The sequence below is a fragment of the Actinoplanes sp. NPDC089786 genome (genome assembly GCF_040684855.1).
GTDB lineage: Bacteria > Actinomycetota > Actinomycetes > Mycobacteriales > Micromonosporaceae > Actinoplanes.
In genome coordinates, this window is the sequence record NZ_JBFBGU010000017.1 from 36,168 (window position 1) to 60,842 (window position 24,675).

The 24,675-nt window shown below is 72.6% G+C and carries 22 protein-coding genes and 2 pseudogenes; 6 read left to right on the forward strand and 18 right to left on the reverse strand.

All coding sequences use genetic code 11. The features are described from left to right. Entirely contained in the window at positions 1 to 621 is a 621-nt protein-coding gene (locus AB0O15_RS34225) for a response regulator transcription factor (protein ID WP_364327406.1), read from the reverse strand. Positions 622 to 816: 195 nt separating this feature from the next. Between AB0O15_RS34225 and AB0O15_RS34230 the strand changes: the two genes are divergently transcribed. Genes AB0O15_RS34230 through AB0O15_RS34240 form a run of 3 tightly spaced genes read left to right on the forward strand, consistent with a single transcriptional unit; the run spans position 817 to position 4,134 of the window. Further along, the gene (locus tag AB0O15_RS34230) at positions 817 to 2,475 is read left to right on the forward strand and encodes an NlpC/P60 family protein (protein WP_364327408.1); all 1,659 of its coding nucleotides are present in this window, start codon (positions 817 to 819) and stop codon (positions 2,473 to 2,475) included. Further along, positions 2,472 to 3,539: a hypothetical protein gene (locus tag AB0O15_RS34235; protein WP_364327410.1), complete on the forward strand. Its 1,068-nt coding sequence runs from the start codon at positions 2,472 to 2,474 to the stop codon at positions 3,537 to 3,539. Before AB0O15_RS34230 ends, AB0O15_RS34235 begins: the two co-directional genes overlap by 4 nt. Positions 3,540 to 3,591: 52 nt before the next feature. Continuing rightward, complete coding sequence (locus AB0O15_RS34240) at positions 3,592 to 4,134, forward strand: hypothetical protein (RefSeq protein ID WP_364327412.1); 543 nt, start codon at positions 3,592 to 3,594, stop codon at positions 4,132 to 4,134. A gap of 230 nt (positions 4,135 to 4,364) precedes the next feature. Here the strand turns inward: AB0O15_RS34240 and AB0O15_RS34245 are convergent. Further along, positions 4,365 to 4,538 (reverse strand): annotated as a pseudogene (locus AB0O15_RS34245) (sigma factor); the annotation flags it as partial. Further along, positions 4,535 to 4,906: a YciI family protein gene (locus AB0O15_RS34250; RefSeq protein ID WP_364327414.1), complete on the reverse strand. Its 372-nt coding sequence runs from the start codon at positions 4,904 to 4,906 to the stop codon at positions 4,535 to 4,537. The pseudogene AB0O15_RS34245 and the gene AB0O15_RS34250, both read right to left, overlap by 4 nt. A 20-nt stretch (positions 4,907 to 4,926) precedes the next feature. Between AB0O15_RS34250 and AB0O15_RS34255 the strand changes: the two are divergent. Beyond that, positions 4,927 to 5,184 (forward strand): annotated as a pseudogene (locus AB0O15_RS34255) (nuclear transport factor 2 family protein); the annotation flags it as partial. 6 nt (positions 5,185 to 5,190) lie between these two features. Here AB0O15_RS34255 and AB0O15_RS34260 read toward each other — a convergent pair. Genes AB0O15_RS34260 through AB0O15_RS34270 form a run of 3 tightly spaced genes read right to left on the reverse strand, consistent with a single transcriptional unit; the run spans position 5,191 to position 9,361 of the window. Continuing rightward, positions 5,191 to 6,084 carry an alpha/beta hydrolase gene (locus AB0O15_RS34260; protein ID WP_364327417.1) on the reverse strand — a complete coding sequence of 298 codons (894 nt, stop codon included), beginning with the start codon at positions 6,082 to 6,084 and terminating at the stop codon, positions 5,191 to 5,193. A 29-nt stretch (positions 6,085 to 6,113) separates the two neighbouring features. After that, a complete protein-coding gene (locus AB0O15_RS34265) occupies positions 6,114 to 7,538 on the reverse strand; it encodes a dynamin family protein (RefSeq protein WP_364327420.1) in 1,425 nt (474 codons plus the stop codon). Next, positions 7,535 to 9,361, reverse strand: coding sequence for a dynamin family protein (locus AB0O15_RS34270; RefSeq protein ID WP_364327423.1), 1,827 nt, complete (start codon positions 9,359 to 9,361; stop codon positions 7,535 to 7,537). Before AB0O15_RS34270 ends, AB0O15_RS34265 begins: the two co-directional genes overlap by 4 nt. 70 nt (positions 9,362 to 9,431) lie before the next feature. Here AB0O15_RS34270 and AB0O15_RS34275 point away from each other — a divergent pair, with 70 nt between their 5' ends. Then, positions 9,432 to 11,036 carry an isovaleryl-CoA dehydrogenase gene (locus AB0O15_RS34275; RefSeq protein ID WP_364327426.1) on the forward strand — a complete coding sequence of 535 codons (1,605 nt, stop codon included), beginning with the start codon at positions 9,432 to 9,434 and terminating at the stop codon, positions 11,034 to 11,036. Between the two features lie 85 nt (positions 11,037 to 11,121). Then, positions 11,122 to 12,336, forward strand: coding sequence for an MFS transporter (locus AB0O15_RS34280; RefSeq protein ID WP_364327428.1), 1,215 nt, complete (start codon positions 11,122 to 11,124; stop codon positions 12,334 to 12,336). On the opposite strand, the gene AB0O15_RS34285 is transcribed toward AB0O15_RS34280, so the two are convergent. The 12 genes from AB0O15_RS34285 to AB0O15_RS34340 all read right to left on the reverse strand — a co-directional run bounded on the left by AB0O15_RS34285 (position 12,299) and on the right by AB0O15_RS34340 (position 24,663). After that, on the reverse strand, positions 12,299 to 13,762 hold the full coding sequence (locus AB0O15_RS34285) for an ATP-binding protein (RefSeq protein ID WP_364327431.1): 1,464 nt from the start codon (positions 13,760 to 13,762) through the stop codon (positions 12,299 to 12,301). The two genes, AB0O15_RS34280 and AB0O15_RS34285, sit on opposite strands and share 38 nt — an antisense overlap. Before the next feature lie 169 nt (positions 13,763 to 13,931). Next, the gene (locus AB0O15_RS34290) at positions 13,932 to 14,969 is read right to left on the reverse strand and encodes an MSMEG_0565 family glycosyltransferase (protein WP_364327434.1); all 1,038 of its coding nucleotides are present in this window, start codon (positions 14,967 to 14,969) and stop codon (positions 13,932 to 13,934) included. After that, on the reverse strand, positions 14,966 to 15,784 hold the full coding sequence (locus AB0O15_RS34295; protein ID WP_364327437.1) for a carbon-nitrogen hydrolase family protein: 819 nt from the start codon (positions 15,782 to 15,784) through the stop codon (positions 14,966 to 14,968). The genes AB0O15_RS34290 and AB0O15_RS34295 overlap by 4 nt, the downstream gene beginning before the upstream one ends. Positions 15,785 to 15,787: 3 nt before the next feature. After that, positions 15,788 to 16,603: a carbon-nitrogen hydrolase family protein gene (locus tag AB0O15_RS34300; RefSeq protein WP_364327439.1), complete on the reverse strand. Its 816-nt coding sequence runs from the start codon at positions 16,601 to 16,603 to the stop codon at positions 15,788 to 15,790. Then, positions 16,600 to 18,240, reverse strand: coding sequence for an MSMEG_0567/sll0787 family protein (locus tag AB0O15_RS34305; RefSeq protein WP_364327442.1), 1,641 nt, complete (start codon positions 18,238 to 18,240; stop codon positions 16,600 to 16,602). Before AB0O15_RS34305 ends, AB0O15_RS34300 begins: the two co-directional genes overlap by 4 nt. Next, positions 18,192 to 19,247, reverse strand: a complete 1,056-nt coding sequence (locus tag AB0O15_RS34310; protein ID WP_364327445.1) for an MSMEG_0568 family radical SAM protein — start codon at positions 19,245 to 19,247, stop codon at positions 18,192 to 18,194. The genes AB0O15_RS34305 and AB0O15_RS34310 overlap by 49 nt, the downstream gene beginning before the upstream one ends. After that, positions 19,247 to 19,759 (reverse strand): MSMEG_0572/Sll0783 family nitrogen starvation response protein, encoded by a 513-nt coding sequence (locus AB0O15_RS34315; protein ID WP_285689569.1) that lies wholly within the window; start codon positions 19,757 to 19,759, stop codon positions 19,247 to 19,249. Before AB0O15_RS34315 ends, AB0O15_RS34310 begins: the two co-directional genes overlap by 1 nt. Beyond that, complete coding sequence (locus tag AB0O15_RS34320) at positions 19,756 to 20,559, reverse strand: amidohydrolase family protein (RefSeq protein WP_364327448.1); 804 nt, start codon at positions 20,557 to 20,559, stop codon at positions 19,756 to 19,758. The genes AB0O15_RS34315 and AB0O15_RS34320 overlap by 4 nt, the downstream gene beginning before the upstream one ends. After that, the gene (locus AB0O15_RS34325) at positions 20,556 to 21,854 is read right to left on the reverse strand and encodes an MSMEG_0569 family flavin-dependent oxidoreductase (protein ID WP_364327451.1); all 1,299 of its coding nucleotides are present in this window, start codon (positions 21,852 to 21,854) and stop codon (positions 20,556 to 20,558) included. Before AB0O15_RS34325 ends, AB0O15_RS34320 begins: the two co-directional genes overlap by 4 nt. Before the next feature lie 95 nt (positions 21,855 to 21,949). Beyond that, entirely contained in the window at positions 21,950 to 22,765 is an 816-nt protein-coding gene (locus AB0O15_RS34330) for an SAM-dependent methyltransferase (protein WP_364327454.1), read from the reverse strand. 3 nt (positions 22,766 to 22,768) lie between these two features. Continuing rightward, positions 22,769 to 23,740 (reverse strand): methyltransferase, encoded by a 972-nt coding sequence (locus AB0O15_RS34335; protein WP_364327457.1) that lies wholly within the window; start codon positions 23,738 to 23,740, stop codon positions 22,769 to 22,771. 173 nt (positions 23,741 to 23,913) lie between these two features. Beyond that, complete coding sequence (locus AB0O15_RS34340; protein ID WP_364327460.1) at positions 23,914 to 24,663, reverse strand: TetR/AcrR family transcriptional regulator; 750 nt, start codon at positions 24,661 to 24,663, stop codon at positions 23,914 to 23,916. Between the last annotated feature and the right edge of the window lie 12 nt (positions 24,664 to 24,675).

Here is a 24,675-nt window from a genome sequence, read left to right on the forward strand (position 1 = left end):
TCAGATCACGCCCTCGCGGGTGGCCACCGCGACCGCCTGGGCGCGGGTCCGGCAGTTCAACTTGGTCAGCACGTCGTGCACCACGTTCTTGACCGTGCGCTCGGAGAAGCAGAGGTCTTCGGCGATGCCGCGGGTGTCGAGGCCGTCGGCGAGCAGCCGCAGCACCGAGCGCTCGCGCGGGTTGAGGCCGGTCGGGCCGAGGTGGGAGGTCTGGGTGACATGGAGCAGGAGGCGGGCGAGCATGTCGCCCGGAAGGGCGACGGTGCCCGCGACGACCGCACGCAGGCTGGTGATCAGGGTGTCGGGCGTCAGCGTGCGGTGGGGCAGCACGGCGCCCACGCCGGCGTCGACGATCTCGCGGACCGACTGCTCGCTGACGTCGCGGACGGTGGCGACCAGGCGCACGCCCTTGCCCTCGGCGAGGCGGACGGCGCGGCGCAGCGTCGGACCGGCGTACTCGAAGACCAGGAGGTCGAGGCCGGCGGTGACCGGGGCCGGGGAAAGGGTCGAGCTTTCGCCGCGTACGACGAAATCTGCCTGTTGCAGGCAGGCGGCCATTCCGCGCCGGACGATGGCATGGCTGTCATCGATCCAGACAGTGGGTGGCCGCTGCGCAAGCATGATTAACAATTCCCCCAGGTCACGCGACACATCCCCCCGCGCCGCGAGCACATCTTGCACCGGCGAAGTGGATCAGAACAATAGGGCTACCGGTTCTGTCGGACATCCGGCTGAGTCGGTGAATCCGATCGTCGTACAGCCATGCAACCCGGCCTGTCCTATACAGAGTGGAGGACGTCTCCTACGCTCGTTCACATGCCCAGGTACTCGGCCGAACAGATCTACGGTTTCGCGCGCCGCGCCGGCTTCAATCCGGACGAGGCGGCGACGATGACCGCGATCGCGTTGGCCGAGTCGGGCGGCAACAGCCGGGCCCACAATCCACACGGCGAAGACTCCAAGGGCCTGTGGCAGATCAACGCCCGCGCCCACCCCGATCTGAACGGCAAGGGCGATCTCTTCGACCCGCTGACCAACGCCAAGGCCGCGTTCCTGGTCTCGCGCAAAGGTGACGACATCTCGCCCTGGACGGTCACGCACGGCGGCAACAGCGCCCGCTACCTGCGGCACAAGGGTGAGGCCCAGGCGGCGGCGATCTCGTTCGGCGACGGCGGCGGGCGGGGGGTCTGGACCGGTACGCCCGGGTACGGCCACCCGGTGTCCGCCTCCAACACCGACAGTCCCGGCGCGCCGGTGGAGTCGCTGGTGGCGGCCGGCGGCGGGGGCGGAGCGGCCGGCGGCGGCGACAACGCGGCTCTCGATACGTTCCTGAAAGTTGCCAAAGCGCAAGTAGGCGACCGATATGTCTTCGGCGCCGAGGTGAAGCTGAACGATGACGATCCGGACGTTTTCGACTGTTCCGAATTCACCCAGTGGGCGGCGCATCAGGCCGGAACCACCATCCCGGACGGCGCCACGGCGCAATATCTCGACCTGAAGAATAAAGGTCTGCTGATTCCGGTCGACAAGGCCAAGGACACGCCCGGGGCGTTGCTGTTCTCGTTCGACCGTGAGCCGCGGGCCGGCGACGGCCGCACGCCGGGCGCCCACGTGGCGATCAGCCTGGGCGACGGCAAGGTGGTCGAGGCGGCCAACCGCCGGGCCGGGGTCCGCGAGTCGACCGCAGGCAACCGGTTCGAGTTCGCCGCCGTGCTGCCCGGCATCTCGGACGGCACCGGGACGCCGATCCCCAACGCCGGGGTGCTTCCGGCGGCTGCGTCCGTACTCCCGGAGACCCTGCCGGTTCCCGACCCGCTGCCGGCGCCGCCGCAGCTGGGTGGGGCCGACACCGATCGCGATGGTCTGAGCGACGCGATGGAGCGCCGGCTGGGGCTCGACCCGCTGCGCGCCGACACCGACGGCGACAACCTGAACGACGCCCAGGAACTGATCGTCCACAAGACCGACGCGCGCAAGGCCGACACCGACGGCGACCAGCTCAACGACGCGTTCGAGCTGGCCCAGGGCCTGAACCCGCTGTCGCCGGACACCGACCAGGACGGTCACATGGACGGCAGCCTGGCGCCGCTGCAGACCGACACCGACCAGGACGGCATCGACGATCGCCTCGAGCAGGCGATGGGCCTGAACGCGCGGCTCAGCGACAGCGACTCGGACGGGTTCAGCGACGGCCTGGAGTACCGGATGGGCGCGAACCCGCTGGACGCGGCCGACAACCCGATGCTGCACCCGCAGCCCGGCGGCGCCCAGCCCGGCGGCGTGCAGCAGCCCGGCGGCGTGCAGACCGCCACGCAGCCGTTCACCGGCCGTGTCCCGGTCGCCGGTGGCCAGGGCGTCTACTTCAGCGGCGCCGCCCAGGTCCCGATCAGCGACCCGGAGGCGTTCGCCCAGCCGGCGCCCGTGCCGCTGACGCCGGCCGTGGACCCGCCCGATGACGTGATCCACCTCCCGTGACCCTCGAGCTCACCCTCCAGCCGACGCCCGTCGCCCTGGCTCCCGGCGTCGCCACGCGTGTCCCCGTCGAACTGCACAACCTGAACGCCGCCCCGATCGCCGTCCGCGTCGGCGTCGCGCGCGGGCGCGCCTCCGGCTGGGCGTACGTCGAGCAGCCCGACATCGTGGTGGCCGGCGGCCGGACCGAAACGGTCGAGGTGATCCTCGCGCCGCCCGCCGACCAGCCGCCGAGCACGTCGATGGTGCCGTTCACGGTGCAGGCCACCGAGAGTGGCACCGGCGAACCGGCGGGCTTCGCGACCGGCCTACTCACGGTCGCGATCCCGATCCCGGTGGTCGGCACGATGACCGAGCGCCCCAAGGCCCGCACCACCTACGACCTGACGCTGGTCAACGAGGGCGCGGTCGCCGCACCGGTCCGCGTCAACGCCGAGCTCGACCCGCCGGCCGGCCACATCTCGGCGACGCCCGCGGCGGTCCGGCTCGAGCCCGGCCAGTCGGTGACGGTGACGATCACGGCCAAACCGGCACGGCCCTTCATGGGTACGCCGAGACCGTACTTCGTGGTGGCCGAGGTCCTCGACGCCGACGACCCCGACCGGCCACCCCTGCTCACCGCCACCAGCAAGGGCACCCGCAAGCCGCGGGTGGCCACCTGGGCCGCCGCCACGGTGGCCATCGTGCTGGCCCTGGGCGCCACGGCCGCGGTGGCCTTCTCGGGCATCCGCATCCCGCTGCCCGGCAGCCGCCGCGGCGACTCCCCGCCTCCGGCCGCCGCCACCCCACCGGCCGCGGTGACGATCGCCCGCCCGTACGCGCTGGTCGACGTCTTTCCGCACAAGGGCGACGACGGCGGCAAGGGCGCGGCCGAGGCGGCCCGCCAGCGGCTGGCGACGGCCGGCATGCCGGTCAAGCTGGTCGACAGCCTCCAGTCCAACGACCTCGCCGACCAGGGCACCGGCTTCTGGGTGCTGCTCCAGGACGGCTTCCCGTCCCCCGAGGCGGCCCAGCAGTTCTGCGCCCAGTGGAAGCCGATCGCCCCCAAGTGCGCCGTGACCACCTGACGTCGCATTCCCTGTCCGTCGCGGGCGTGCCGTTCGCTGGGACCATCCGCCGATGGACGCCACTGTGGAAACGCTCGGACCAGGGGCGATGCTGCGCGAGTCCGCGGTCAAGGAGGCGGTCTGGGGCTGCGCCACCTACTTCTTCGAGCTGACCCACGCGGGCGCCGGCGCGGTCGTCGAGTGGACCTACCGCGCGGTGCAGGCGGTGCTGGACACGCAGCCGGTCGAGGTGGGCAGCGGGTACGACCTGACCGTGGACGTCCTGCCCACCCCGGTGCGGAGCCTGTCGTTCGCGTTCCGGGTGTGCGAGCTGTCGGAGGGCTCCAAGCTCCTGCCACGCGGCGGCCTCGTCCTCGACGTCACCTACGTCGCGGCCACCGACGACGGCGGCCCGTGGCACGACTACCGCTCCCGCATCGCCGCGTCCGACCCCGAGGACATCCTCGACCACGTGGCCGTCCTGCCGCCGGGCACACCGCTCACCGCCCTGACCGGCGTGGACCGGGCCTCGACCCGCTGGGCGTTGCGGGTCGCCCTCGATCGGGCCGGCCACCTGGAGGCCCTCGGCATGCGCCGCGGCGACGCCCCGAGCTGAGCCGCGGTCATCGCAGCCTCGCCGCCCTCGACTCGGGGTAGTGCTGCTCGGGCCGGCTGAGCGTGAGCCGCGCCGCCCGCCGGTACTGCTCGTGCGCGCCGCCCCGGTCGCCGGCCTGCTCCAGCAGGTGGGCCCGGACCGCCGCGGTCCGGTGGTGCTACCGCCTCCTCGCGGCGCCGCCGGGCCGTCTCGTTACGCAGCAGCACGACCCGCCAGCGGCCGGCCACGGTGATCAGCCAGTTCCGTGGCTGCTCGGGCACACCGGTCTCCGGCCACTGCCGGGCCGCCGCGATCAGGGCCTCCTGCACCGCGTCCTCGCACGCCTCGAAGTCGCCGTAGCGGCGCACCACGGCCGCCAGGACCTTCGGCGCGTTCTCGCGCAGCAGGTCGGGCAGGACGGTCACAGGTCCCAGGTGCTCATGTCGAGGACCGGGCGAACCTCGACCCGGGTGTACGCGGCGTCCGGCGCCTTGGCGGCCCAGGTCACCGCCTCGCCGAGATCGGCCACGTCGATCAGGTAGAAGCCGGCCAGATGTTCCTTGACCTCGGCGTACGGGCCGTCGGAGGTGATCGTCCGCCCGTCGCGCACCGAGACCTGGGTGGCCAGGGCCGGGTCGCCCAGCCCTTCGCTGACCACCAGCACCCCGGCCTCGCGCATCTCCTCGGTCAGCCGCAGGTGACCGAGGCCGAAGTCGGTCCGCTGCTGGTCGGTGAGCGTCTCCCAGACGGCCAGGGACCGCGGGTTCGACTGGATCAGGATCAGGTACTTCATGATTTCTCTCCTTCGCTCGGCCCAGCATGTCGAAACCGGCCCGGCCCGCTTCGACGTCCCGGGAAAGAACCGGGAAGAAAACAGGAGGACCTGTCAGCCTCGACTCCCTGACCGCGGTGCCGCGCGGGACGGCCGAGGGCTTCACCCTGTGGTTCCGGGTGACGCTGGGCCTGCGCCGCGTCGGCGGGCGCTGGCTGGTCACGCACGAGCACGAGTCGGTGCCGTTCGAGATGGACGGCTCGTTCCGCGCCTCGACCGGGCTGACCCCGACCGGCTGAGCCGGATCAGGCCGGGCTGGGGCCGGGCGCGTCGCCGCCGGACGAGAACGACGAACGGATGTGGGACACGATCGCGGAACGGCCGGCGCGGGCCGAGGAGACCGGGAGCAACGGATAGACGTGGATGGCGCCCGGCTCCTCGTGGTAGCTGAGCGGCACCGAGGCCGGCATCCGGTCGCGGAGCAGGCGGCAGTCGGGCAGCGTGATGTCGCGGGTGCCGACCAGGATCTGGGTCGGCGGCAGGCCGGCCAGGTCGCCGTGGATCGGGCTCAGCCGCGGGTCGGTGAGCGGCACGTCGCCGGCCCAGGCGGCCGCCATCGGGTGCAGGCCGGCGCGGCGCAGCCAGGGGTCGTGCGGCTCGACCTGGTCGATGCCGGGGTTACTCATGGTCAGGTCGAGCCACGGCGCCATCAGCGTCAGGCCGGCCACCCGGCCGGGCGCGGCCTGCGCGGCGATCAGGGCCAGGCCGCCGCCGGCCGAGTCGCCGGCCAGATAGCAGCGACCCACGTCGGCGATGACCTTGGTGACGAGATCGAGCGCCTCCAGCCCGTGGTGCTCCGGCGCCAGGCCGTAGATCGGCACGTGTACCGCCAGCCCGGTCTCGGCGGCGAGGTGCCCGATCAGGGACCAGTGCTGGCTGACGATCTCGGCCACGTACGCCCCGCCGTGCAGGTAGATCACGGCCGGACCGGGCGGCGCTCCGCGGGGCGCGACCCGGTAGACGTCGAAGCCGTGGTCGCGCGTCGAGGACACGTCGAACCGCCTGGTCAGTGACCGGGGCGGGGCCGAGGCGGCCTTCGGCTCGGCGAGGACCCGGCGGCCGTGCGAGGCGGTGGCGAACTTGCGCTGGCGGGTGAGGCGGATGACCGTGGCGACCACGGACATCGGGAGGGCGGGCACCCGTCGATCAAACCATCACGGTCGGAAGTTCACCTGACCGCCGCGAGGATTCCTTCGCACGTACGCATCGCGGCGCGTGCCGCCGTCCGCAACTCGCGGGCCGAGAACGGGTGTTCCCCGACCGCCTGCCACCGCGCCAGCGCGATCTTCGCGGCCGCCGCGACGCGGGACGGGGGCGCCTCCGCGGGCAGCCCGAGCCGGTCGGACGCGGCGCCGCCGGCCCCGCCGAACAGCAGGTCGAGCTCGGTCAGCTGGGCGTCCGTCCCGGCCAGCCGGCCGGACCGCAACAGGTGCAGCAGACGCAGCTCGACGAACTCGTGCGCGCTGGCCCGGATCCGTTCCGCCTCGGCCGCCAGCCACGACTCGGCGGGCACACACTCATCGATCACGGCCAGCGCGGACCGGGCCTTGAGGACTTCGCTGCGTCCCACGAACTGGGCGGTGAACACCTCGCGGAGCTTGTCGATGCCGCTGTGCTCGGTCAGCGCGCGGGCCAGGTCGGCCGCGTCACGGACCACGTTCTCCCGGATCAGCCGGACCGAGAGGCGTACGCCGAAGAGCCCGAGCCGGCCCAGCACCCGCTGATGACCCGGCGCCGACGACGCGAAGCGGTCGGCGGTCAGCAGCAGCTCCACCACATCGGACATCGGCTCGGCCGCGACCGCGGCCAGCACCCGGAACTCGTCCTCGCGCAGCGTCGCCCCGGCCGCCCCGAGCAGCCCGGCCACCGGCACGACGACCGGGCACAGCCGGCGCAGCCGCTCGTCGGTGGCGTAGCGGGCGGCGACCCGGCCGGCCGCCTCCATCGCGTCCAGCCGGCAGCCGCCGATCTCGTCGGCCCGGGACAGCACCCCGACCGCGTTGACCGGCGTGCCGGTGGCCAGCCCGTCGCCGTGGAACGACTCGAGGAACCGCACGTCGCTGCCGTGCATGTGACGCAGCAGGTAGATCACCGCGTCGGTCTGCGCGGCCCGCTCCCCCTCGGCCTCCAGGAACGCCATCGTGCGCAGCGAGACGTCGGTGGAGAGCGAGGCGATGCCCGGGGTGTCGATCAGCGTGTGCCGGCGCAGGCGGGCGCTGGGCACGCGGACCTCGAGGTGGGTGACCTCGTCGGCCGGCCGGCCCAGGTTGATCTGCACCGCGCCCTGCACCCGGTTGAACGGCCGCGGCTCGGCGTGCCCGTCCTTGAGAAAGGCGGTGACCTGGTACGTCGGGCCGTCGGCGTACCAGGTGACGATGCGTGTGCACTCGCCCGCGTCGGTGGCCGCCAGCTCCTCGCCGACCAGGGCGTTGAGCAGGGTCGACTTGCCCGCCTTGACCTTGCCGGCGATGGCCACCCGCAGCGGTTCGTCGATCCGGCGCCGCGCGTCGAACAGCCGCCGCTTCAGCGTCGGGTCGGTCGCCTCGGCGAAGGCCCGGTCAAGCAGGCCGCGCACCTCGTCGAGCAGGCTCATGCCAGGTGGTCCCGATGTGAGGGCCGCGGCGCCAGGTCGTCCAGCCGCCGGCGTTGGTCGGCCAGCGTGGCGGCCCGGGCCTGCCGCTGGTCCTCGGGAAGAGCAGCGGTTTCGCGTACGGCCGCAGCCGTCGCCGCCGCCGACCGCTCGATCGCCATCGCCCGCGCCGCGAACTCGTCCCGCAGGAACCGCTGGGTCCGCCGCACCGCCTCGCGCGAGTCGCGCCCGACGTGGAACGTGACGTCGTCGACGTACCGCCGCAGCTCCTGTTTGGCCTGCGCCCGCCGATGTTGCACCTGCCGCTCCTTCTCCTGCCGGACCAGCCGCCGGCCCAGGGTCACGCCGGCCAGCAGCCCGAGCGGGGCGGCCACGGCCACGTTGAACAGCGCGCCGACCGCCCCGAGCATGTAGAAGCCACCGTAGGTCACGCGGGCCGCCGTGAACGCGCCGAGGAACTGCTGCATCCCGGACTTGTGGAAGCTGACGTCGAGGTCGCCGACCTTGCGCAGGGCCTGGTCGGGCGCGGGCAGGTCGACGTCGAGGCTGTCGTATTCGATGCCGAACCGCTCGGCGACATCCCGCGCCAGCTGTTCGGTGCGGCCGACCAGCAGCATCAGGTTGTCGACGGCGGCCGCGGTGGCCTCCCGCGCGGCCCACGCCTGGAAGTCGCGCCAGGTGTCCCGTGGGTCGGACTCGTCCAGCAGCTCCTCGCCCTTGCGGACCATCAGCCGCAGACGTTCCCGCAGGTCGTGGTCGACGTCGGCGGTGAGGTCCTGGATGCCGTCGCCGAGCACGGTCTGCCACGAGCCGCCGGTCAGCACGGCCTGCGCGCGGCGCCGCTTCTCGACGTACCGCTCGGCGATGGCCGGCGCCGCACCGGGTTCGGCCGCGACCGCCTCCTCGACCGCGACCCGCTCCCGGAGCTGGGCCACCACGAACCCGAGCTCGGCGCGCCCGGCGGCCAGCGAGTCGGCCTCGGCCGCGCCCAGCACGTCCCGGCGCAGCAGGTCGACCAGCAGCGGGAAGCCGGACTCGCGGTTGAGCTCGATGCTGTCCTTGGCCTGCGCGCGCATCCGCAGGAAGGAGGAGACCGCGACGATCGGCACGTCGAGTCCGGCGCGGGCCAGGTGACCCTGGTTGATCTCGACGATCCGCCGCCACTCGGCGTAGAGGTCGGTCTTGGTGACCACGCAGAACGCGCGCGGGCAGCGTTCCAGCACCCGGCGCAGGAAGTCGACCTCGGGCGCGGTCAGCTCCTGCGCGGCGTCGGTGACGAACAGCGCGGCGCCGGCCAGCGGCAGCGCGGCGAGGGTGATGTTGCCCTGGGCCGAGTCGAGGCCGCCCACGCCCGGCGTGTCGATGATGGAGAGGCCGGCGCCGAGCAGCCGGCGGTCGAGGCGGACCTCGACGCTGCGCGGCGCGGGGCCGTCGACCGGCGTGCCCTCGGTGATGTGCCGGCGGAGGGTCTCGAAGGGTACGGACACCGACTCCAGCCGCCCGTCGGTCGCCGCCAGCTGGAGCGACACCGCCGGGGTCCGGCCGTAGCGCAGGACGGTCGGCACCGCGGTCACGATGTCCGAGTCGACCGGGCAGATGTCGGTGCGGAGCAACGCGTTGACCAGCGTGCTCTTGCCCTGTTTGAACTCGCCGACGACGGCCACCGCCACGTCGTCGGCGCGCAGCCGCTGGGCCGCGCGTTCGAGTCGTTCGACGAGGTCGGGCCGGGCCACGTCGGCGGCGAGTTTGCGCGCGTCGTCCATCTCGACGAGCAGGTCGGCGACCGCGCCGCCGCCCCCCGCCTCGATGGGCGTCACCGTGGCCACGTCTCCTCCCAGATCACTTTGCCGAAACCCTACCCGAGCGATTACCACCCACCGTGCCTACGCTGGCCCGGTGACTCACGACGTGTTCAACCAGCCACCGGCCCTGGTCGACTACGACGTGGCGGAGGACGTCGCGCTGCTTGATTCGGTACGGCGGGAGGGCGCGGACTGGTCGCTGGACGACCTGCACGCCCTGGGCCGCCGGGCCGGCGAGGCCGAGCCGCAGCGCTGGGCCGAGGAGGCGAACGCGTACCCGCCGAAGCTGCGCACCCACGACCGCTACGGCAACCGGGTCGACGAGGTCGACTTCCACCCGGCCTGGCACGAGCTGATGCGGACCGCGGTCGAGGCCGGGCTGGCCGGGGCCGCGTGGGGTTCGGGGAACAAGGGCGCCCACGCCGCCCGCGCCGCCGCCCTCTACACGTGGTCGCAGGTCGAGGCCGGACACACCTGCCCGATCTCGATGACGTACGCGGTGATCCCGGCCCTGCAGCACGAGCCGAGCCTGGCCGCCGCCTACGGCCGGCTGCTCACCACCCGCGAGTACGACCCGGGCCTGCGCGCCCCGCAGACCAAGCGCGGCCTGCTGGCCGGCATGGGCATGACCGAGAAGCAGGGCGGCTCGGACGTCCGCGCGAACACCACCCGCGCCGCGGTGACCGCCGACGGCTCCTGGCGGTTGCGGGGCCACAAGTGGTTCACCAGCGCGCCGATGTCCGACGTGTTCCTGGTGCTGGCCCAGGCGCCGGCCGGCCTCTCCTGCTTCCTGGTGCCCCGGGTGCTGCCGGACGGCGCCCGCAACGACTTCCGCATCCAGCGCCTCAAGGACAAGCTGGGCAACCGCAGCAACGCCAGCAGCGAGCCGGAGTTCGAGAACACGGTCGGCTGGCTGGTCGGGCCCGAGGGCCGGGGCGTCCGCACGATCATCGAGATGGTCGCCACCACCCGGCTCGACTGTGTGATCGGCTCGGCGGCCGGCATGCGGGCCGCGCTGACCCAGGCGATCCACCACGCGCGGCACCGGTCGGCGTTCGGCCGCCCGCTGATCGAGCAGCCGCTGATGACCGCGGTGCTGGCCGACCTGGCGCTGGAGACCGAGGCGGCCACGACCCTGATGATGCGGCTGGCCGGGGCGGTGGACCGGGGCGAGGACGCGTTCCGGCGGCTCGCGGTGGCGGTGGGCAAGTTCTGGGTGTGCAAGCGACAACCCGCGGTGGTCGGTGAGGCGCTGGAGTGTCTCGGCGGCAACGGGTACGTGGAGGAGTCCGGCCTTCCGCGCCTCTACCGGGACGCGCCGCTCAACTCGATCTGGGAGGGCTCGGGCAACGTGCAGGCCCTCGACGTGCTCCGTACGCTGCGCAAGGAGCCGGAGGCGGTGGAGGCGTTCCTGGCCGAGGTGACCACGGCGGCCGGCGCCGACCGGCGGCTGGACGACGCCGTGGCCGGGCTGAAGGACCTGCTGGCCAACCCACCGGAGAGCCAGGCCCGGCAGGTCGCCGAACGGCTGGCCCTGGTGCTCCAGGGCTCGCTGCTGGTCCGGCACGCGCCGGAGCGGGTGGCCGACGCCTTCTGCGCCACCCGGCTCGGCGGGGACCGGGGCGGCACGTTCGGCACGCTGCCCCCGGGAGTCAACACCACCGCGATCGTCACGCGGAGTGGTTCAGCGCTCAACTAGGTCCCGTCCCGGCCGATATGTCCGACGGCGACCAGTTGCTCATCGCGGTCGCCCGCCGCCATCTCCGAGGCGATAGGTTGCCCCGGTGGCGCTGGGTCCGGACTTCCGACGGTTGTGGGCGGCGTACTCGATCAGTGAACTGGGCAGCGGCGTCGCGATCGGCGCGCTGCCGCTGGTCGCCACGATCGCCCTCGCCGCGCCGGTGTTCCAGGTGTCCCTGCTGTCGGCGCTGTCCGGCGTCGCCGGCGCGGTGCTGGCCCTGCCGCTCGGGCCGTGGATCGAGTTCCGGCGCAAACGGCCGATCATGATCGGCGTCGATCTGACCCGGTTCGTGGTGCTGCTCAGCGTGCCCGTCGCGGCGGCGTTCGGCCTACTCACGTACGCCCAGCTGTGTGTCGTGGCGATGGTGCAGGCGGTCGGGGTGATCGTGTTCGCGAGCGCGAGCGGCGCCCACCTCAAGGCGCTGGTCCCGCCCGGCCTGCGCGGCCAGGCGAACGCGCGGCTGGAGATGACCCTCTGGACCGTCTACAGCGCCGGTCCCCCGCTCGGCGGCGTGCTGGTGTCGGCCCTCGGCGCCACCGCGTCGATGGCCGCCGACGCGGTGTCGTTCCTGCTGTCGGCGCTGGGCATCCGCCGCCTGCGCGCCCCCGAGCCGCCGCCCCCGCCGCGGCACCCCACCCCGAGGCTGCACGAGCTGACCGCCGGCTGGCGCTACATCCTGGGCCACCGGGCGCTGCGAGCACTGTGGCTCAACTCGATGGTCTTCGGTGGCAGCGTGATGGCGACCGCGCCGCTGCTGGCCGTGCTGATGCTGCGCGAGCTGCACATGACGCCGTGGGAGTACGGCATCGCCCTAGGCGTGCCCTGCCTGGGCGGGATCCTCGGCGCGTTCGTGGCCCGGCGGATCACCGAGGAGCGCCCGAAGCTGCTCGGCTTCGGCGTCGGCCGCACCCTGTTCATGATCCTGCTGGCCGTGGCCCCGGCCGGCCCCACCGGGCTGCTCGTGATCACCGTGTCGCAGTTCCTGCTGATCTTCTGCGCCGGCGCGTTCAACCCGACGTTCGCGACGTTCCGGATGCGGGCCACCGAGGACGGTTACATGTCCCGGGTGCTGTCGGCCTGGTCGATCAGCCAGCGGGTGGCCCAGCCGATCGGGATCATGCTCGGCGGCGTGCTGGCCACCCTGTTCTCCACCCGGATCGCGCTCGCCCTGATGGCCGGCGTGCTCCTGACCAGCATCTTCCTGTTGCCGTGGCGGTCGTTCACACGCTCGGCGCCGATGGCCCCCGCAGCTCCGTGATCGAGGCGGCCAGCTCCTCCTGGGTGATCGGGCCGACCTCGCCACCGGTCCGCGCGTCCTGCATCGCCTTGGACAGCTGCACCCGGCGCAGCACCTCCTTGATGTCGGCCCCGGTCATGCCCAGGCTGGCCCGGCCCAGCTCGGCCAGGTCGAGTTCGTCGGCGAACATGGTGAACCCGGGCGCCTCATGCGCCGAGATCAGGCCGCGGATCATCTTGCGGAAGATCTCGGCCCGGCCCGCCTCGTCCGGCTTCGGCACGGACAGCTTCACGTCGAACCGGCCCGACCGGATCAGCGACTCGTCGACCCGCTGCGGGAAGTTCGTGGTCGCGACCACGATCACGTTCGGGTTGGCCTCGATCAGATCGTTCATCTCCTGCTTGAAGATGCCGGCCACCGCGTTGATGGCCTGACCGGCCGCGTCGCCACCCGACCCGACGTAGCTGATGATCGAGTCGAACTCGTCGAACAGGATCAGCGTCGGCACGCGGTAGCGCCGCGCGTCCCGGAAGATCTGCTTGATGTTGCGCTCCGAGCCGCCCAGCCACTTGTCCAGGATCTCCGGGGTGCGGACCTCGCGGAAGTCGGCGCCGATCTCGTTGGCCAGCGCCCGCGACAACATGGTCTTGCCGGTGCCGGGCGGCCCGTACATCAGCAGCCCCTGCGGTCGGCGCGCCCCCCACCGGGCCATCGCCTCCGGATGCCGGAAGGACACCGCGATCTGCCGCAGCTCGGCGACGATGTGCGCCAGCCCGCCGACCTGGTCGAGCGTGACCTCCTGGGTGGTGGTGGGCTGGGCCGGCAGGTTCTCCCGGCTGAGCACGTACCGCCGCCCGCGCAGGCTGTCCGGTCCGGCGATCTCGATCACCGCCTGCAGCGTCAGCCCCGCGAAGGCCTGCAGGTGGGCCGGCGACACATCGTCACGCGGCACCTCGGCCCGCAGCCGCACCAGCGTCCCGGTCTCGTCGTAGGTCACGGCCGCCTGCAACCCCACCGCGGCGTCGGCCAGCGTTCCCGGCTCACGCTGGGTGGCCGGTTGCGGCATGCGATCAAGACCGAGCTTCTTGTACGCGGCCACCGCCGCGCTGCCCACCCCGTCCACGAGCCGGGCGGTCAGCACGTCCCCTTCGGCGATCCGCTTGGACAGCAGCACCCCGATCGGGTCGGCCCCCAGCACCAGCTTCCGCACCTTCTCGGTGGTGAACCGATCGGCCGCGGTGGAGATCTCGGCGCCGAAGACCTGCACCTCGCCTTCGCTGAAGACGGCCAGCTCAACCCTCTTGACCGGCTCGGGCCAGCTGGCGTTCCGCAGCAGCTCGACCCGGTTGACCCGGGCCGCCGCCAGCGCGGTGACGGCATCGACCATCTCCACCGTCGCGCCCGCGTACTCGAAGGCATCCCGCCGTCCGCGCGCCCCGTCACTCATAGTGGTCCTCCGCCTGCTCCGGGTCGTCCTACCAGCCAAGAGTGACACGCCCTCGCCCCGGTCGCTCGTCCCGGCGGTCTCAGCCATGCAACGAGAAGGGGCCCGGCCCGCGTCTTTACCAGCGTGGCCGGCCCCGTCATCCCCCGTTGACGGCGCCGGCCGCTCCCCGTCAGAGGGAGCGGTAGAAGTCGAGGTGGCGGCGGGCGGCGTCGGTCCAGGTGTGCGCGAAGGCGAGGGCGCGTCCGGCGGCGGCGCGGGCCGGGTCGGGCTTCACGATCGCGGTACGCAGCGAGTCGGCCAGCGAATCCGGCCCGGTGCCGTAGAGCACCGCCGGCCCGAACACCTCCCGCAGCACGGGCAGGTCGCGCGCCACCACCGGCACCCCGCCGGCGAGCGCCTCCATCGCGGCCAGCCCGAAGCCCTCCTTGGTGGACGGGAACGCGAACGCGGCCGCGCCCCCCACCAGCCCGGGAAGCTCGTCGTGGGCGACCGGCCCGAGCACCTCCGGCGTAACGTCCAGGTCGGCCGCGAGCTGATCGAACGCCACGCGGTAGTCGCGATAGTCGAACAAGGTCTCCCCACCCGCGAAGACCAGGCGCAGGTCCGAGATATCCGACAGCCGGGCAAACGCGCGCACCAGATCCCATGAGCCTTTGCGGGGCTCAATACCTCCGACCGCGAGAACGTAGAACCCCGGCAAGGGAGTCGCCGCGGCGAAGCGCGCGGCGTCCACCCCGTTCGGGATGACGGTCGGCGAGATGCCCCAGCCCGACCGGACCTCGGCCGCCACGGCCGACGAGACGCAGAGATGCGCGTACGGCGAGACGATCGCCCGCTCGTGGCACGCGGCCAGTTCGGGGGTCGTGAAGGTGTCCAGGTGGTGGATGGTCCGGACGCACCGGCCGGCCGCGTTGGCGCTGATGCAGTCCTGCGCGTGCACGATGTCGTACGCGGAAGGATCGAATGCTTCCCGCAGCACCTCGATCGACCGCAGGATCCGCTCTCCCACGCTTTCCCCGGGCACGTCCTCGAACGGCACCGCGCACAGGCGTACCCGGGGATCGACCGGGCGGAAGAACCCACCACCGCGGGCCAGCGTCCAGACCGTGACGTCCTGGCCGAGCGCGGCCAGCGCCTCGGCCAGCGCCAGCGTGTGCACCACCCCGCCCCGCGGCCGGGTCGAATAGGTGAGCAGCGCGATCCTCACCGGTAGGCGTCCCGCCGCAGCTCCGTGAGGTGGGACAGCACCCGCCGGGCGGACGCGATCTCCTCGGCGACGTCCAGCGAGGCCACCGCGAGGCCGGCCTTGGCCCAGGTGCGGGCGAGGATGTTGCCGCCCGGCCCGACCACCTTGGCCTGTCCGAGGAAGCGCATGCCGCCGACCGCGCCGGTCTGGTTGGAGGAGGCCACCACGATCTGGTTCTCCGCGGCGCGAGCGCAGTCGTAGAGGTCGAACAGCCGGGACTGGCGGTCCTGGGAGAGCTTGGGCGCCGCGTTGGTGATGCTGGCCGGCCAGGCGGACAGGCAGGCGACGATCTGCGCGCCGTCCAGGGCCAGGGTGCGGGCCGACTCGGGGAACGTCTTGTCGTAGTCGATGAGCATGCCGATCCGGCCGGCCGGGGTGTCGAAGGCCGCGAAGGTGTCGCCCGGCGCGTACGCGGTGACCTCGGCCGCCGGGAGGTGCACCTTGCGGTGCCGGCCGAGCACCCCGTCGCCGGTCAGGCAGACGGCCGCGTTGTAGCGCCGGTCGTCGTCGGCCTCGCAGTAGCCGACGCACACCACCATGTCGCGGGCCAGCGCGGCGACCTGGGTCAGGATCGGGTCGTCGGGCTTCAGCGCCGGCGGCAACGCCGACGGGTCCGGGTGCCGCAGGTCGGCCAGGTAGCCGCCGATCGCCGCGTCCGGCAGCACCAGCAGCGCGGCGCCGGCCTCCCGGGCGTCGCCGATCAGCTTGCCGATGCGGCCCAGGCAGTGGTCGAGGTCGCGGCCGAAGTGCGCGGCCGCCGCGGCGATCCGGACCATCGGTCAGTACGCCTCCGGCCGGCGGTCGCGCAGGTGACCCATCGAGCGCCGGGCCGCGGTCAGCGCCGCCGTCACGTCCACCTCGGCGACCGCCATGCCCGCCGCGACCCCGGTGGTGGCCAGCACGTCGCCGCCCGGATCGACGATCTTCGCCGAGCACACGAAGCGCAGCGAGCCGAACGTGCCCGCCTGATTGGCCGACACCCAGACGACCTGGTTCTCCAGCGCACGGGCCCGGTCGAAGAGATCGAAGCGCCGCGTCCAGCGATCCTCGGCGAGATCTTCCGCCGCTTCGGTACGGCTGCCCGGCCACGCCGACACGCACACGATGATCTCGGCCCCGTCCAGCGCCAGCGCCCGCGCCGACTCCGGGAACGCCTTGTCGTAGCAGATCAGCAGCCCGACCCGCCCGACCGGCGTGTCGAACGCGGCGAACGAGTCACCCGAGTCGTAGCTGGCGTCCTCCCGCAGCGGCTGATGCACCTTCCGATGATTGCCGAGCACCGCACCGCCGCCGACACACACCACACTGTTGTAGCGCCGGTCGCCGTCGGCCTCGCAATACCCCGCGCACACCACCATGTCCTCCGCGACGGCGGCCAGCCGGGCGATCTCGGGCCCGTCCACGCGCAACGCCGGCGGCTGTTCCGCATCCCCGTCGAGGTCGGCCAGATACCCGCCGAGACAGGCTTCAGGCAGCGCAAGCAGCTGTACGCCCTCAGCCCGCGCCGCCTCCACAATCTTCTCGATCCGGGCGAAGTCCCCGTCCAGGTCCCGATCGAACTCGTCGGCAACCGCGGCCATCCTGATGACGGTCATGCCGGCCCCATTCCGGTCACGCCGCCCTCCAGGGCGACGGTCAGTTCCCCGTCCGGCCAGCGCAGCCGAACCCCTTGCCGTGACGTGAGCTCGCCGCAGCCAGCAGTGGTCGCCAGCCCCCTTTGCTCTGAGCGCGTATAGGCACCACCACCCTGCTCTGAGCGCGTATAGGCACCACCACCCTGCTCTGAGCGCGTATAGGCACCACCACCCTGCTCTGAGCGCGTATAGGCACCACCGCTTGCCGTGATCATGGCGAAGCCGGGGAAGCAGGTGAGCCAGTCGCCCACGGTCGCGCCGTCCGGGCATGGCACCGAGGCGACATCCAGGACCGCACCGCATCCGCTCGCCTCGGCCAGCATTCCGAGCGTGCCGACGATGCCGGCCATCGAGACGTCCTTGGCCGCGGCGGGCCGTCGCTCGGCGACGATGCCGTGCAGCGCCCGCAGCTCGGCGCTGGTCCGGTGGCTGGTCGAGTCCCACTGCCGGCCGTGATAGCCGGGGCGCCAGCGCCCACTCAGGTCGGCGGTGAGCTGGACGCGCATCCCCGGCCGCCCGCCGCCGCCCGGGACGGGATGCGCGGCGCGCCCAAGAGCGGTCGCCGAGAGGGCGGCCGGAACCCCGAGCTGGGTGTGCCCGCCCAGCACCGGAATGCCCCAGGCCTCGGCGGCGCGGCGCAGTCCCCCGAGGATCCGGGCGGCATGTGCGGCGTCGCGAGCGCCGACGGCGTTCAGCAGCCCCACCGGGGACGCGCCCATGGCCGCCAGATCGTTCACATTCACCAGTACCGAGCACCATCCGGCCCACTCCGGATCACGCTCCACCATGGACGGGACGATCGCGTCGCAGGCGGCGATCAGATCCGATCCCGGCACCGGGGCGCCGTCGTCCCCGGCGTACCCGAGCGGTGTCATGCCTTGTAGAAGCGGTCCCAGCGCCTGCTTGGTGGCCGTGGTGAGCGCCGCGATCCGCCCGATGGGCCAGCGCATCAGCACGTGCGGCCGCCCGGCGACCGTGATCTCCCGGACCCCCTGCCACCCCAGCCGAGAGAACGAACGTTCTTTCTCTCTCTGCACCGTCGCGTCGAAGCGCAACGCGCCGGCGCTCTCCGCGTACGCGCAGGCCGCCCGCACCAGAGCCGAGCCAACACCGCCCGAGCCGCCGCCCGCCGCGCCCACGCCACCCGCCGCGCCCACGCCACCCGCCGCGCCCACGCCGCCCACGGCGCCACCGCTCAAGAAGCCGAGGCCACCCGCGCCGCCACTCAAAGAACCGAGGCCACCCGCGCCGCCGGTTGAAGAGCCGCCTCGCGCGCCGGGCTCGACGACCAGCCGGCCGCCCTGCCACCAGCCGATGTCCGGCCCGTCCACAGCGGGCCCAACGCGCACGCCACCGAGGAACTCCCCGCGAGCCGACCGCGCGACCAGCACCACCGTGCGCGGGTCGTCGTCCCGGTCGTCCAGGTCGTGACCGTCGAACAGCCCCTGCTCGTCGACGAAGACCCGCCGCCGCAGCGCGTGATACTCCGCCCGATCCGTCGTCGGCAGGATCGTGAACGCGGGCCCGAGCAGGGCGGGCACAAGATCGGTCATCCGCCGGCCGCCTGCAGCACCCCGCACGCCCCGCAGGCCGCGCACCCCGCCTTCTGGTCGGCGCCCAGCATCCCGGCGTCGCGAAGCAGCCGCGCCACTTTGTCGGAAATGTCACGGACGACCGACGGCGCGGGCGCCGGCGCCTTGATCATCGCGCCGGCCACCGGCCGATACGGCACCACGAACGGGTAGACCCCGTGAGCGATCAGGCGGGCCGCCCAAGTTACCAACTGGTCGGTATCTTCGCCCAGCCCGACAAGCAGGTACGTCGACACCTGGTTACGCCCGAACACCGACACCGCGTAATCCCAGGCCGCCCAGTACTCCGCCACCGGCACCGACCCCTTGCCCGGCATCCACTTCCGCCGGACCGCGTCGTCGAGCGACTCGACATGGATCCCGATCGACACCGCCCCGGCCGCCGACAGGTCCGAGATGACCGACAGATCCGCGGGCGGCTCGGTCTGCACCTGGATCGGCAGCCCCGGCACGGCGTCGAGCACCGCCCGCACACACCGCACCAGGTTGCGGGCGCCACGATCCGGCCCGGCCGTCGTGCCGGTGGTCATCACCATCTGCGTGATGCCGTCGAGGTCCACGGCGGCCCGGGCCACCTCGGCCAGCTGCGCCGGCGTCTTGGCGGCGATCGTGCTGCCCGACCGCAGCGACTCCTCGATCGTGCAGAACCGGCAGCGCTGCTCCTCGGCGTACCGGATGCAGGTCTGCACCACCGTGGTGGCCAGGACATCCTTGCCGTGCAACCGGGCGATCTGCTCGTAGCGCACCCCGTCGGCCGTGGTCAGGTCGTAGAACCGGGGCCGCCGGACGACGTCCAGGGTGAGCCCGGTGTCGATCTCGCCCAGCCAGATCTTGCCCCGGTCGATCGAGTAGGGGCTGGCCGGGTTGATCGGCAGGGTGGCGTTGCGCCCGTCGATGACCAGATGCCCGTCGTCGGACGGTCCCGCCCCGGCCGGGCGGCGCACGGGTGTCGGCACCCGTACACCGCGCACCGCCAGGTCGGCCCGCACATTCAAAGGGGTGTCGAGGGTCATCAGAACATGTAGGTCGAGTTGATGATCGCGCCCTTGCGCGCGTAGTGGATGAGCGCGTCCTGCACGTCCAGCGGGTGGGTGGGGATGACGCCCTCGATCAGGTCCTCCTCGCGGGCGCCGTGCAGGGACAGCCCGAACCGGCAGCAGTAGACCTTTCCGCCCTCGGCGATGAACGTCTTCAGCGAGTTGTTGATGTTGTGCTCGCCCGGGAACGCGGACGTGCCCGTGGTCGGGAACCCGCGTGTGGCCAGGGCGTTGAGCGAGCCCGGTCCGTAGAAGTAGATGGCCGACTCGAAGCCCTTGCGCAGCGCCCGGGTGGCCTGGAGCACGGCGACGAAGCTCACCGAGGACTCGTGCGCGATGCCGTGCACCAGCGTGAAGTAGCTCTGGCCCTCTTCGGCCTTGTAGTCGGGGAACACCTTGGTGCCGCCGTAGATGCTCGATCCTTCGGACAGCGCCGGGTGCGGGATCTCGTTGAGGGACTTCTGCTCGAGGTCGGTCAGGTCGGTCATTTTTCTCCTCCGTAGAGCCGTTCGAAGTTGGCCGTGAAGACTGCGTTCTCGAGTTCCGAGCCGGCCACCGCGTCTCTGAGCAGGGCGGATTCGCCCGCATGGGAGCCCCACGGCTCGTCGCTGGCGAAGAGCACCCGGTCGTGGCCGAGGCCCCGCCGGTCGATCTCGGCGGCGAGCCAGCGCGGGGCGAAGCCGATGGCCCAGGACAGGTCGGTGTAGACCTGTTTGCCGGCCGCGATCCAGTCGAAGAAGCGCCCGCCGATCAGCTTGATGTGGCCGCTCATGCCCCCGCCGAAGTGCACGAGGTGGATCCGGGTGTGGTCGCCGTACCGCTCGACCAGCTCACCGACCCGGTCGATGTCGGAGCCCGCGCCGGGCGAGGTGTGGATGTGAATCGTCAGGTCGTGCCGGCGAGCAGCCGCGAAGATCCCGTCCAGTGCGGGGTCGTCCACGCTGCCACCGAGCAGGAAGCTGAGTTTGAGCGCCCGCACACCCTTCTCTCCGGCGAGTTTCAAAGCCGCGGCGGTCCTCTCGAGATCCAAGGCTGAAACCCATAGTCCACATCGGATCCGATCGTCCCGCTGCGCCGCCTCGACCACGAGCTCGTTGAACCCGAACGCCACCGCCGGGTCGGGCACGCCGTAGTTGGGCAACACCAGCGCCCGTTCCGTACCCTCGCGGTCAAGGTCTTTCAGCAGCTCGTCGATGGTCGCGCGGGCGGTCACGTCCGGGTTCACCGGCGGGCCGCCATAGAAGGGGTACGCCGGGAGCACGCCGAGGTGCCGATGGCCGTCGTTCATGCCGCTTTCCACCAGTCGAGGCTGGGGTAGGTCTCGGTCGGCGTCCCGGCCAGCCACGAGACGTCCTCGACGACCCGGCGCCGGCGGGTCTCGACGATCCGGCCGGTCAGGTGCTCGGCGTCCCGGGCCACGCCCGCGAACCGTCCCGACCCCCACGTCCACTGCCACGGCAGCCCGAGGAAGTACAGCCCCGGTTCGCTGGTCACGCCGCGGTCGTGGGTCGGGTAGCCGCGCCCGTCGAAGACCGGCACCTCGATCCAGCGGTGATCCCGGTGGAACCCGGTCGCCCACACCACCGCCGCGACGTCCCCGAGCTCGAGCGCCCGCGGCGACCGGCCCGGCTGCCACACCGGCACGTAGCGGCCCTCGTGCGGCGCCTCGATGTGCGAGGCGGCGATCCAGGCGTCGATGGCGTCCTTGATGCCGTCGGCCACCGCATCGGCGTGATCCAGATGCCGGGCGAGGTCGTCGCCGAAGGTGGCCGTGCCGTCGTCCACGCCGAGCAGCCGCCCGTACAGCCGCATCCCGTCCCGCGCGAACGCCCGCAGATCGATGTCCCGCCCGCCGTCGCGCCCGGTCATGTAGTGGTTGGCCCGCAGCCGCACCTCGTCCGCGTCGCCGAACTGGTCGATCCCCCGCGTGTAGTGCCCCATCTCGGCCAGCCAGGCCAGCGTGTCCCGCCCGCGGTAGCGCCGGGCCGCCCGTGGCGCGCTCCCCACCGCGAGGTGCACGCGCCGCCCGGCCAGATGCAGGTCCTCGGCGATCTGGCAGCCCGACTGTCCCGTCCCGACGACCAGCACCTCACCCTCGGGCAGCTGCTCCGGATTGCGGTACTGCGACGAGTGCACCTGCGCGATGCGACTCGGCAGCCGCTCGGCGAGGCGGGGCACGGCCGCCCGGTGGTAGGGCCCGGTCGCGACGACCACCTGATCGGCCGTGCACGACCCGTCCGAGGTGACCAGATCAAAAACGCCTTCCCGGGTACGCCGTAGGCGCCGCACCTCCACGCCTTCGACGACCGGCGGATCGAACGCGGCGGCGTACTTCTCGAGGAGGTCGACGACCTCGGCGCCGAGCATGAACCCGTCCGGATCGTCGCCCTGATAGGGGAACCCGGGCAGATCACACTGCCAGTTGGGGGTGACCAGACAGAACGAGTCCCACCGCCGGTCCCGCCACTCGTGCCCGACCCGGTCCCGCTCGAACACCACGTGGTCCAGGCCGGCCCGGCGCAGGTGCCAGCTCATCGAGAGCCCGGCCTGTCCCCCACCGATCACCGCGACGCCGTAGTGCATGCGATCACCTCGTCAGCCCCATTCGGCGGCTTGCCAACGAGATTCAGTAGAGGAAGGCGGGGTTTCCCCGCGGTTTCATCCGGAACAACCGACCGTTAGATAAACCTCTCCGCGACCACGATCCGCTCGCCCGGGAAGACGGCCAGGTCACGGCCGATCGGGGCGAGCAGGCGGCTCCGGTGCTCGTCGGCCCCGAAGTCGTCCCGCACGGTCAGGCCGTGGGCGGCGAGCCGGGCGGCGATCTCGTCCGGGCGGAAGGCGCTGCGCCAGCGGAGGCGGCGGGACCACCAGCCGTCGGCGTTCGCGTCGGCCGCGTCGCGGGGCAGGTAGGTGAGGATCAGGCGGCTGCCCGGCGGCAGGCTCCCGGCGTACGCGAGGAACCGCTCCACCGCCTCGCCCGGCAGGTACATCGTCACGGCCTCACAGAGCAGCAGCGTGGGCGCGTCGCCGAGGCCGGCGCCGGCCAGCACCTCGGCCGCCGCCGGGGAGACCAGGTCGACCGGGGTGTACGTGACGTGGCCGGCGGGCGCGGGCAGCGCCGCCCGCTTGGCCGACTGGACGGTCGGCAGGTCGAACTCCCAGACCCGGGCGGCGGCCAGCTCGGGCATCCGGTACGGCCGGGTGTCGAAGCCCGCCCCGACGATCACCACCTGGTCGATGCCCCCGGCGAGGGCGGCCCGGCAAAGGTCGTCGATGGCTCGCGTACGGCAGACCACCGCGCCGTACAGCCCCGGCCCGATCCGCTCCATCACCCCCAGGAAGAGCCGCCGCAGCGGCGCGTGCGCGGCCATCACCGCCGGCCAGCCGGACAGCATCCGGCCGGACAGCGGGTCGTCGAACAGCGGCGTCCGGGCGTGCTGCTCGATCGCCCGCATCACCGCGACACCGTCGGCGGTCTTCTCGACGCGCATCCGTCAGGCCGCGATCGCCTCGATCACCACATACGGCGGCTGGACCGGTGTGGCCCGGATCCGCCGCAGGCCGGCCGCCGTCAGCAGCTCGTCGAACTCGGCCACCGTCCGTTCCCGGCTGCCCGCCGACGCGAGCATGGCCAGGTCCATCAGGGCGGCGATGCCCGGCGCGTGGTCGTCGATCGCGATCTCGGTGATCACCACCCGCCCGCCCGGGCGCAGCGCCTCACGGCAGTTGGTGAGGATGCGGACGCACTCGTCGTCGGGCCAGTCGTGCAGGATGAACTTCAGCAGCATGAGGTCGCCGGCCGGCACCGCCTGGAAGAAGTCGCCGGGCACCCCGGTGAACCGGTCGTCGAGGCCCTGCGCCACGGCGGCCGCCCGCGCGCCCGGGATGGCGTGGCCCAGGTCGAGCACGATGCCGTCGAGCCCCGGGTGCTTCGCCAGCATGGCCAGCGCGAAGGTTCCGTGCGCGCCGCCCACGTCGACCACGGTGGTCGCGCCGGCCACGTCGATCACCTCGACGGCGTCCTGGATGACCGGCGCCGACATGCTGGCCATCGCCGCGCCGAAGATCGCGCCCTCCTCCGGGTTCGCGGCCAGGTAGTCGAAGAACGGCATGCCCAGCGCCTGCGTGGTCTGCACCTCGCCGCTGCGCACCGCCTCGGGGATGCGCGCCCACGTGCGCCAGGCCCACGGGCTCGACTGGGACGCCGCGAGCCCCCGCAGCGACAGGGGCGCGTCACGGTGCAGCACGGCCAGCGTTTCGGTTCCGGCAAAACCCTTCTCGGCGTACGCGACCAGCCCCATCGAAGCGCAGGCACGCAGAAAGCGTGCCGTCGCCGCCGGATCCGCACCCTCCGCCTCGGCGATCTCCTCGGCCGTCTTCGGCCCGTCGGCGAGGTGTTCGGCCAGCGAAAGATCGACGGCCGCGCGTACGGCCTGAGCCAGCCACGGCCCGATGATGAATCCCATTACCGTCTCATATGGACTCTGCCCCGTCATGCCCGGCAACCTACTGGTAAGGGCCTGTCGGCGCAGCCCACCATCGGACTGTGCGAATTCTCCGCACGTGATCCGATCGTCGCCGATGCCTGCCCCGCCGAGTACGGCACGTCCTGCCCCGACCGCCCGAACGCCGGACCCTGTCACGCGGCCGGGCCCAGCAGACCGGTCATGATGCGGGTGACGACGTCGTCGAAGCCGTCCGGGCCGCGGCCGTCGGCCAGCGCGGCGGCCAGATGGGGGTGCCCGCCCTCCCGCGTGATCTGCCGCAGGTAGCCGGTCAGCTCGGCCTGCCGGTCGCCGAGGCCGGCGTGTTCGGCGCGGGCGATCAGCCCGATCACCCCGTTGAGGATGGCGTAGGCCTGAAGTTTGGTCGCCCCCGAGGCGGGATGCCCGGCCAGCGTCGCCAGCACGTGCTCGACCAGCGCGAGCGAATGCGGTCCCACCGTCGGCCGCAACGGCATCGCGACGGTCAGCCAGGGATGCCGCCCCATCAGGTCCCGGGTCTGACGAGCGACCTCGACCACACCACCGAGCCAATCCCCCTCGGCCGACCCCCCGAGAGCCGCCTCCGCCTCAGGCGATTCCCCTGCCCGCGACCCCTCTTCGGGTGGCCCGTCCGCGCGGGGATTCGGCGTGGGTGGCGTCAGTCTGTACTCGGCGGCCACCGCGTCGATCATGAGGTCGAGGAGTTCGTCGCGGGTCTTCACGTAGCGGTAGAGCGACGCGGGCCCGGTGCCCATCGCGGACGCGACGCGGCGCATGGTGACCGCGTCCAGGCCTTCGGCGTCGGCGAGGGTGATCGCGGCGGCGGTGATCTGGGCGCGGCTGCGTTCGGCCGGGCGGCCGATGGCGGAGGTCTCCGGACGTTTCCAGATCGGGCCGTCGGTCATGGGTGCTAGCCT

What these genes read in the sequence shown, in the direction of transcription:
- AB0O15_RS34225 (WP_364327406.1), bottom strand. Translation starts at nt 621, where the DNA reads ATGCTTGCGCAGCGGCCACCCACTGTCTGGATCGATGACAGCCATGCC.
- AB0O15_RS34230 (WP_364327408.1), top strand. Translation starts at nt 817, where the DNA reads ATGCCCAGGTACTCGGCCGAACAGATCTACGGTTTCGCGCGCCGCGCC.
- AB0O15_RS34240 (WP_364327412.1), top strand. Translation starts at nt 3,592, where the DNA reads ATGGACGCCACTGTGGAAACGCTCGGACCAGGGGCGATGCTGCGCGAG.
- AB0O15_RS34250 (WP_364327414.1), bottom strand. Translation starts at nt 4,906, where the DNA reads ATGAAGTACCTGATCCTGATCCAGTCGAACCCGCGGTCCCTGGCCGTC.
- AB0O15_RS34265 (WP_364327420.1), bottom strand. Translation starts at nt 7,538, where the DNA reads ATGAGCCTGCTCGACGAGGTGCGCGGCCTGCTTGACCGGGCCTTCGCC.
- AB0O15_RS34285 (WP_364327431.1), bottom strand. Translation starts at nt 13,762, where the DNA reads ATGAGTGACGGGGCGCGCGGACGGCGGGATGCCTTCGAGTACGCGGGC.
- AB0O15_RS34295 (WP_364327437.1), bottom strand. Translation starts at nt 15,784, where the DNA reads ATGGTCCGGATCGCCGCGGCGGCCGCGCACTTCGGCCGCGACCTCGAC.
- AB0O15_RS34300 (WP_364327439.1), bottom strand. Translation starts at nt 16,603, where the DNA reads ATGACCGTCATCAGGATGGCCGCGGTTGCCGACGAGTTCGATCGGGAC.
- AB0O15_RS34310 (WP_364327445.1), bottom strand. Translation starts at nt 19,247, where the DNA reads ATGACCCTCGACACCCCTTTGAATGTGCGGGCCGACCTGGCGGTGCGC.
- AB0O15_RS34315 (WP_285689569.1), bottom strand. Translation starts at nt 19,759, where the DNA reads ATGACCGACCTGACCGACCTCGAGCAGAAGTCCCTCAACGAGATCCCG.
- AB0O15_RS34320 (WP_364327448.1), bottom strand. Translation starts at nt 20,559, where the DNA reads ATGAACGACGGCCATCGGCACCTCGGCGTGCTCCCGGCGTACCCCTTC.
- AB0O15_RS34325 (WP_364327451.1), bottom strand. Translation starts at nt 21,854, where the DNA reads ATGCACTACGGCGTCGCGGTGATCGGTGGGGGACAGGCCGGGCTCTCG.
- AB0O15_RS34330 (WP_364327454.1), bottom strand. Translation starts at nt 22,765, where the DNA reads ATGCGCGTCGAGAAGACCGCCGACGGTGTCGCGGTGATGCGGGCGATC.
- AB0O15_RS34335 (WP_364327457.1), bottom strand. Translation starts at nt 23,740, where the DNA reads ATGGGATTCATCATCGGGCCGTGGCTGGCTCAGGCCGTACGCGCGGCC.
- AB0O15_RS34340 (WP_364327460.1), bottom strand. Translation starts at nt 24,663, where the DNA reads ATGACCGACGGCCCGATCTGGAAACGTCCGGAGACCTCCGCCATCGGC.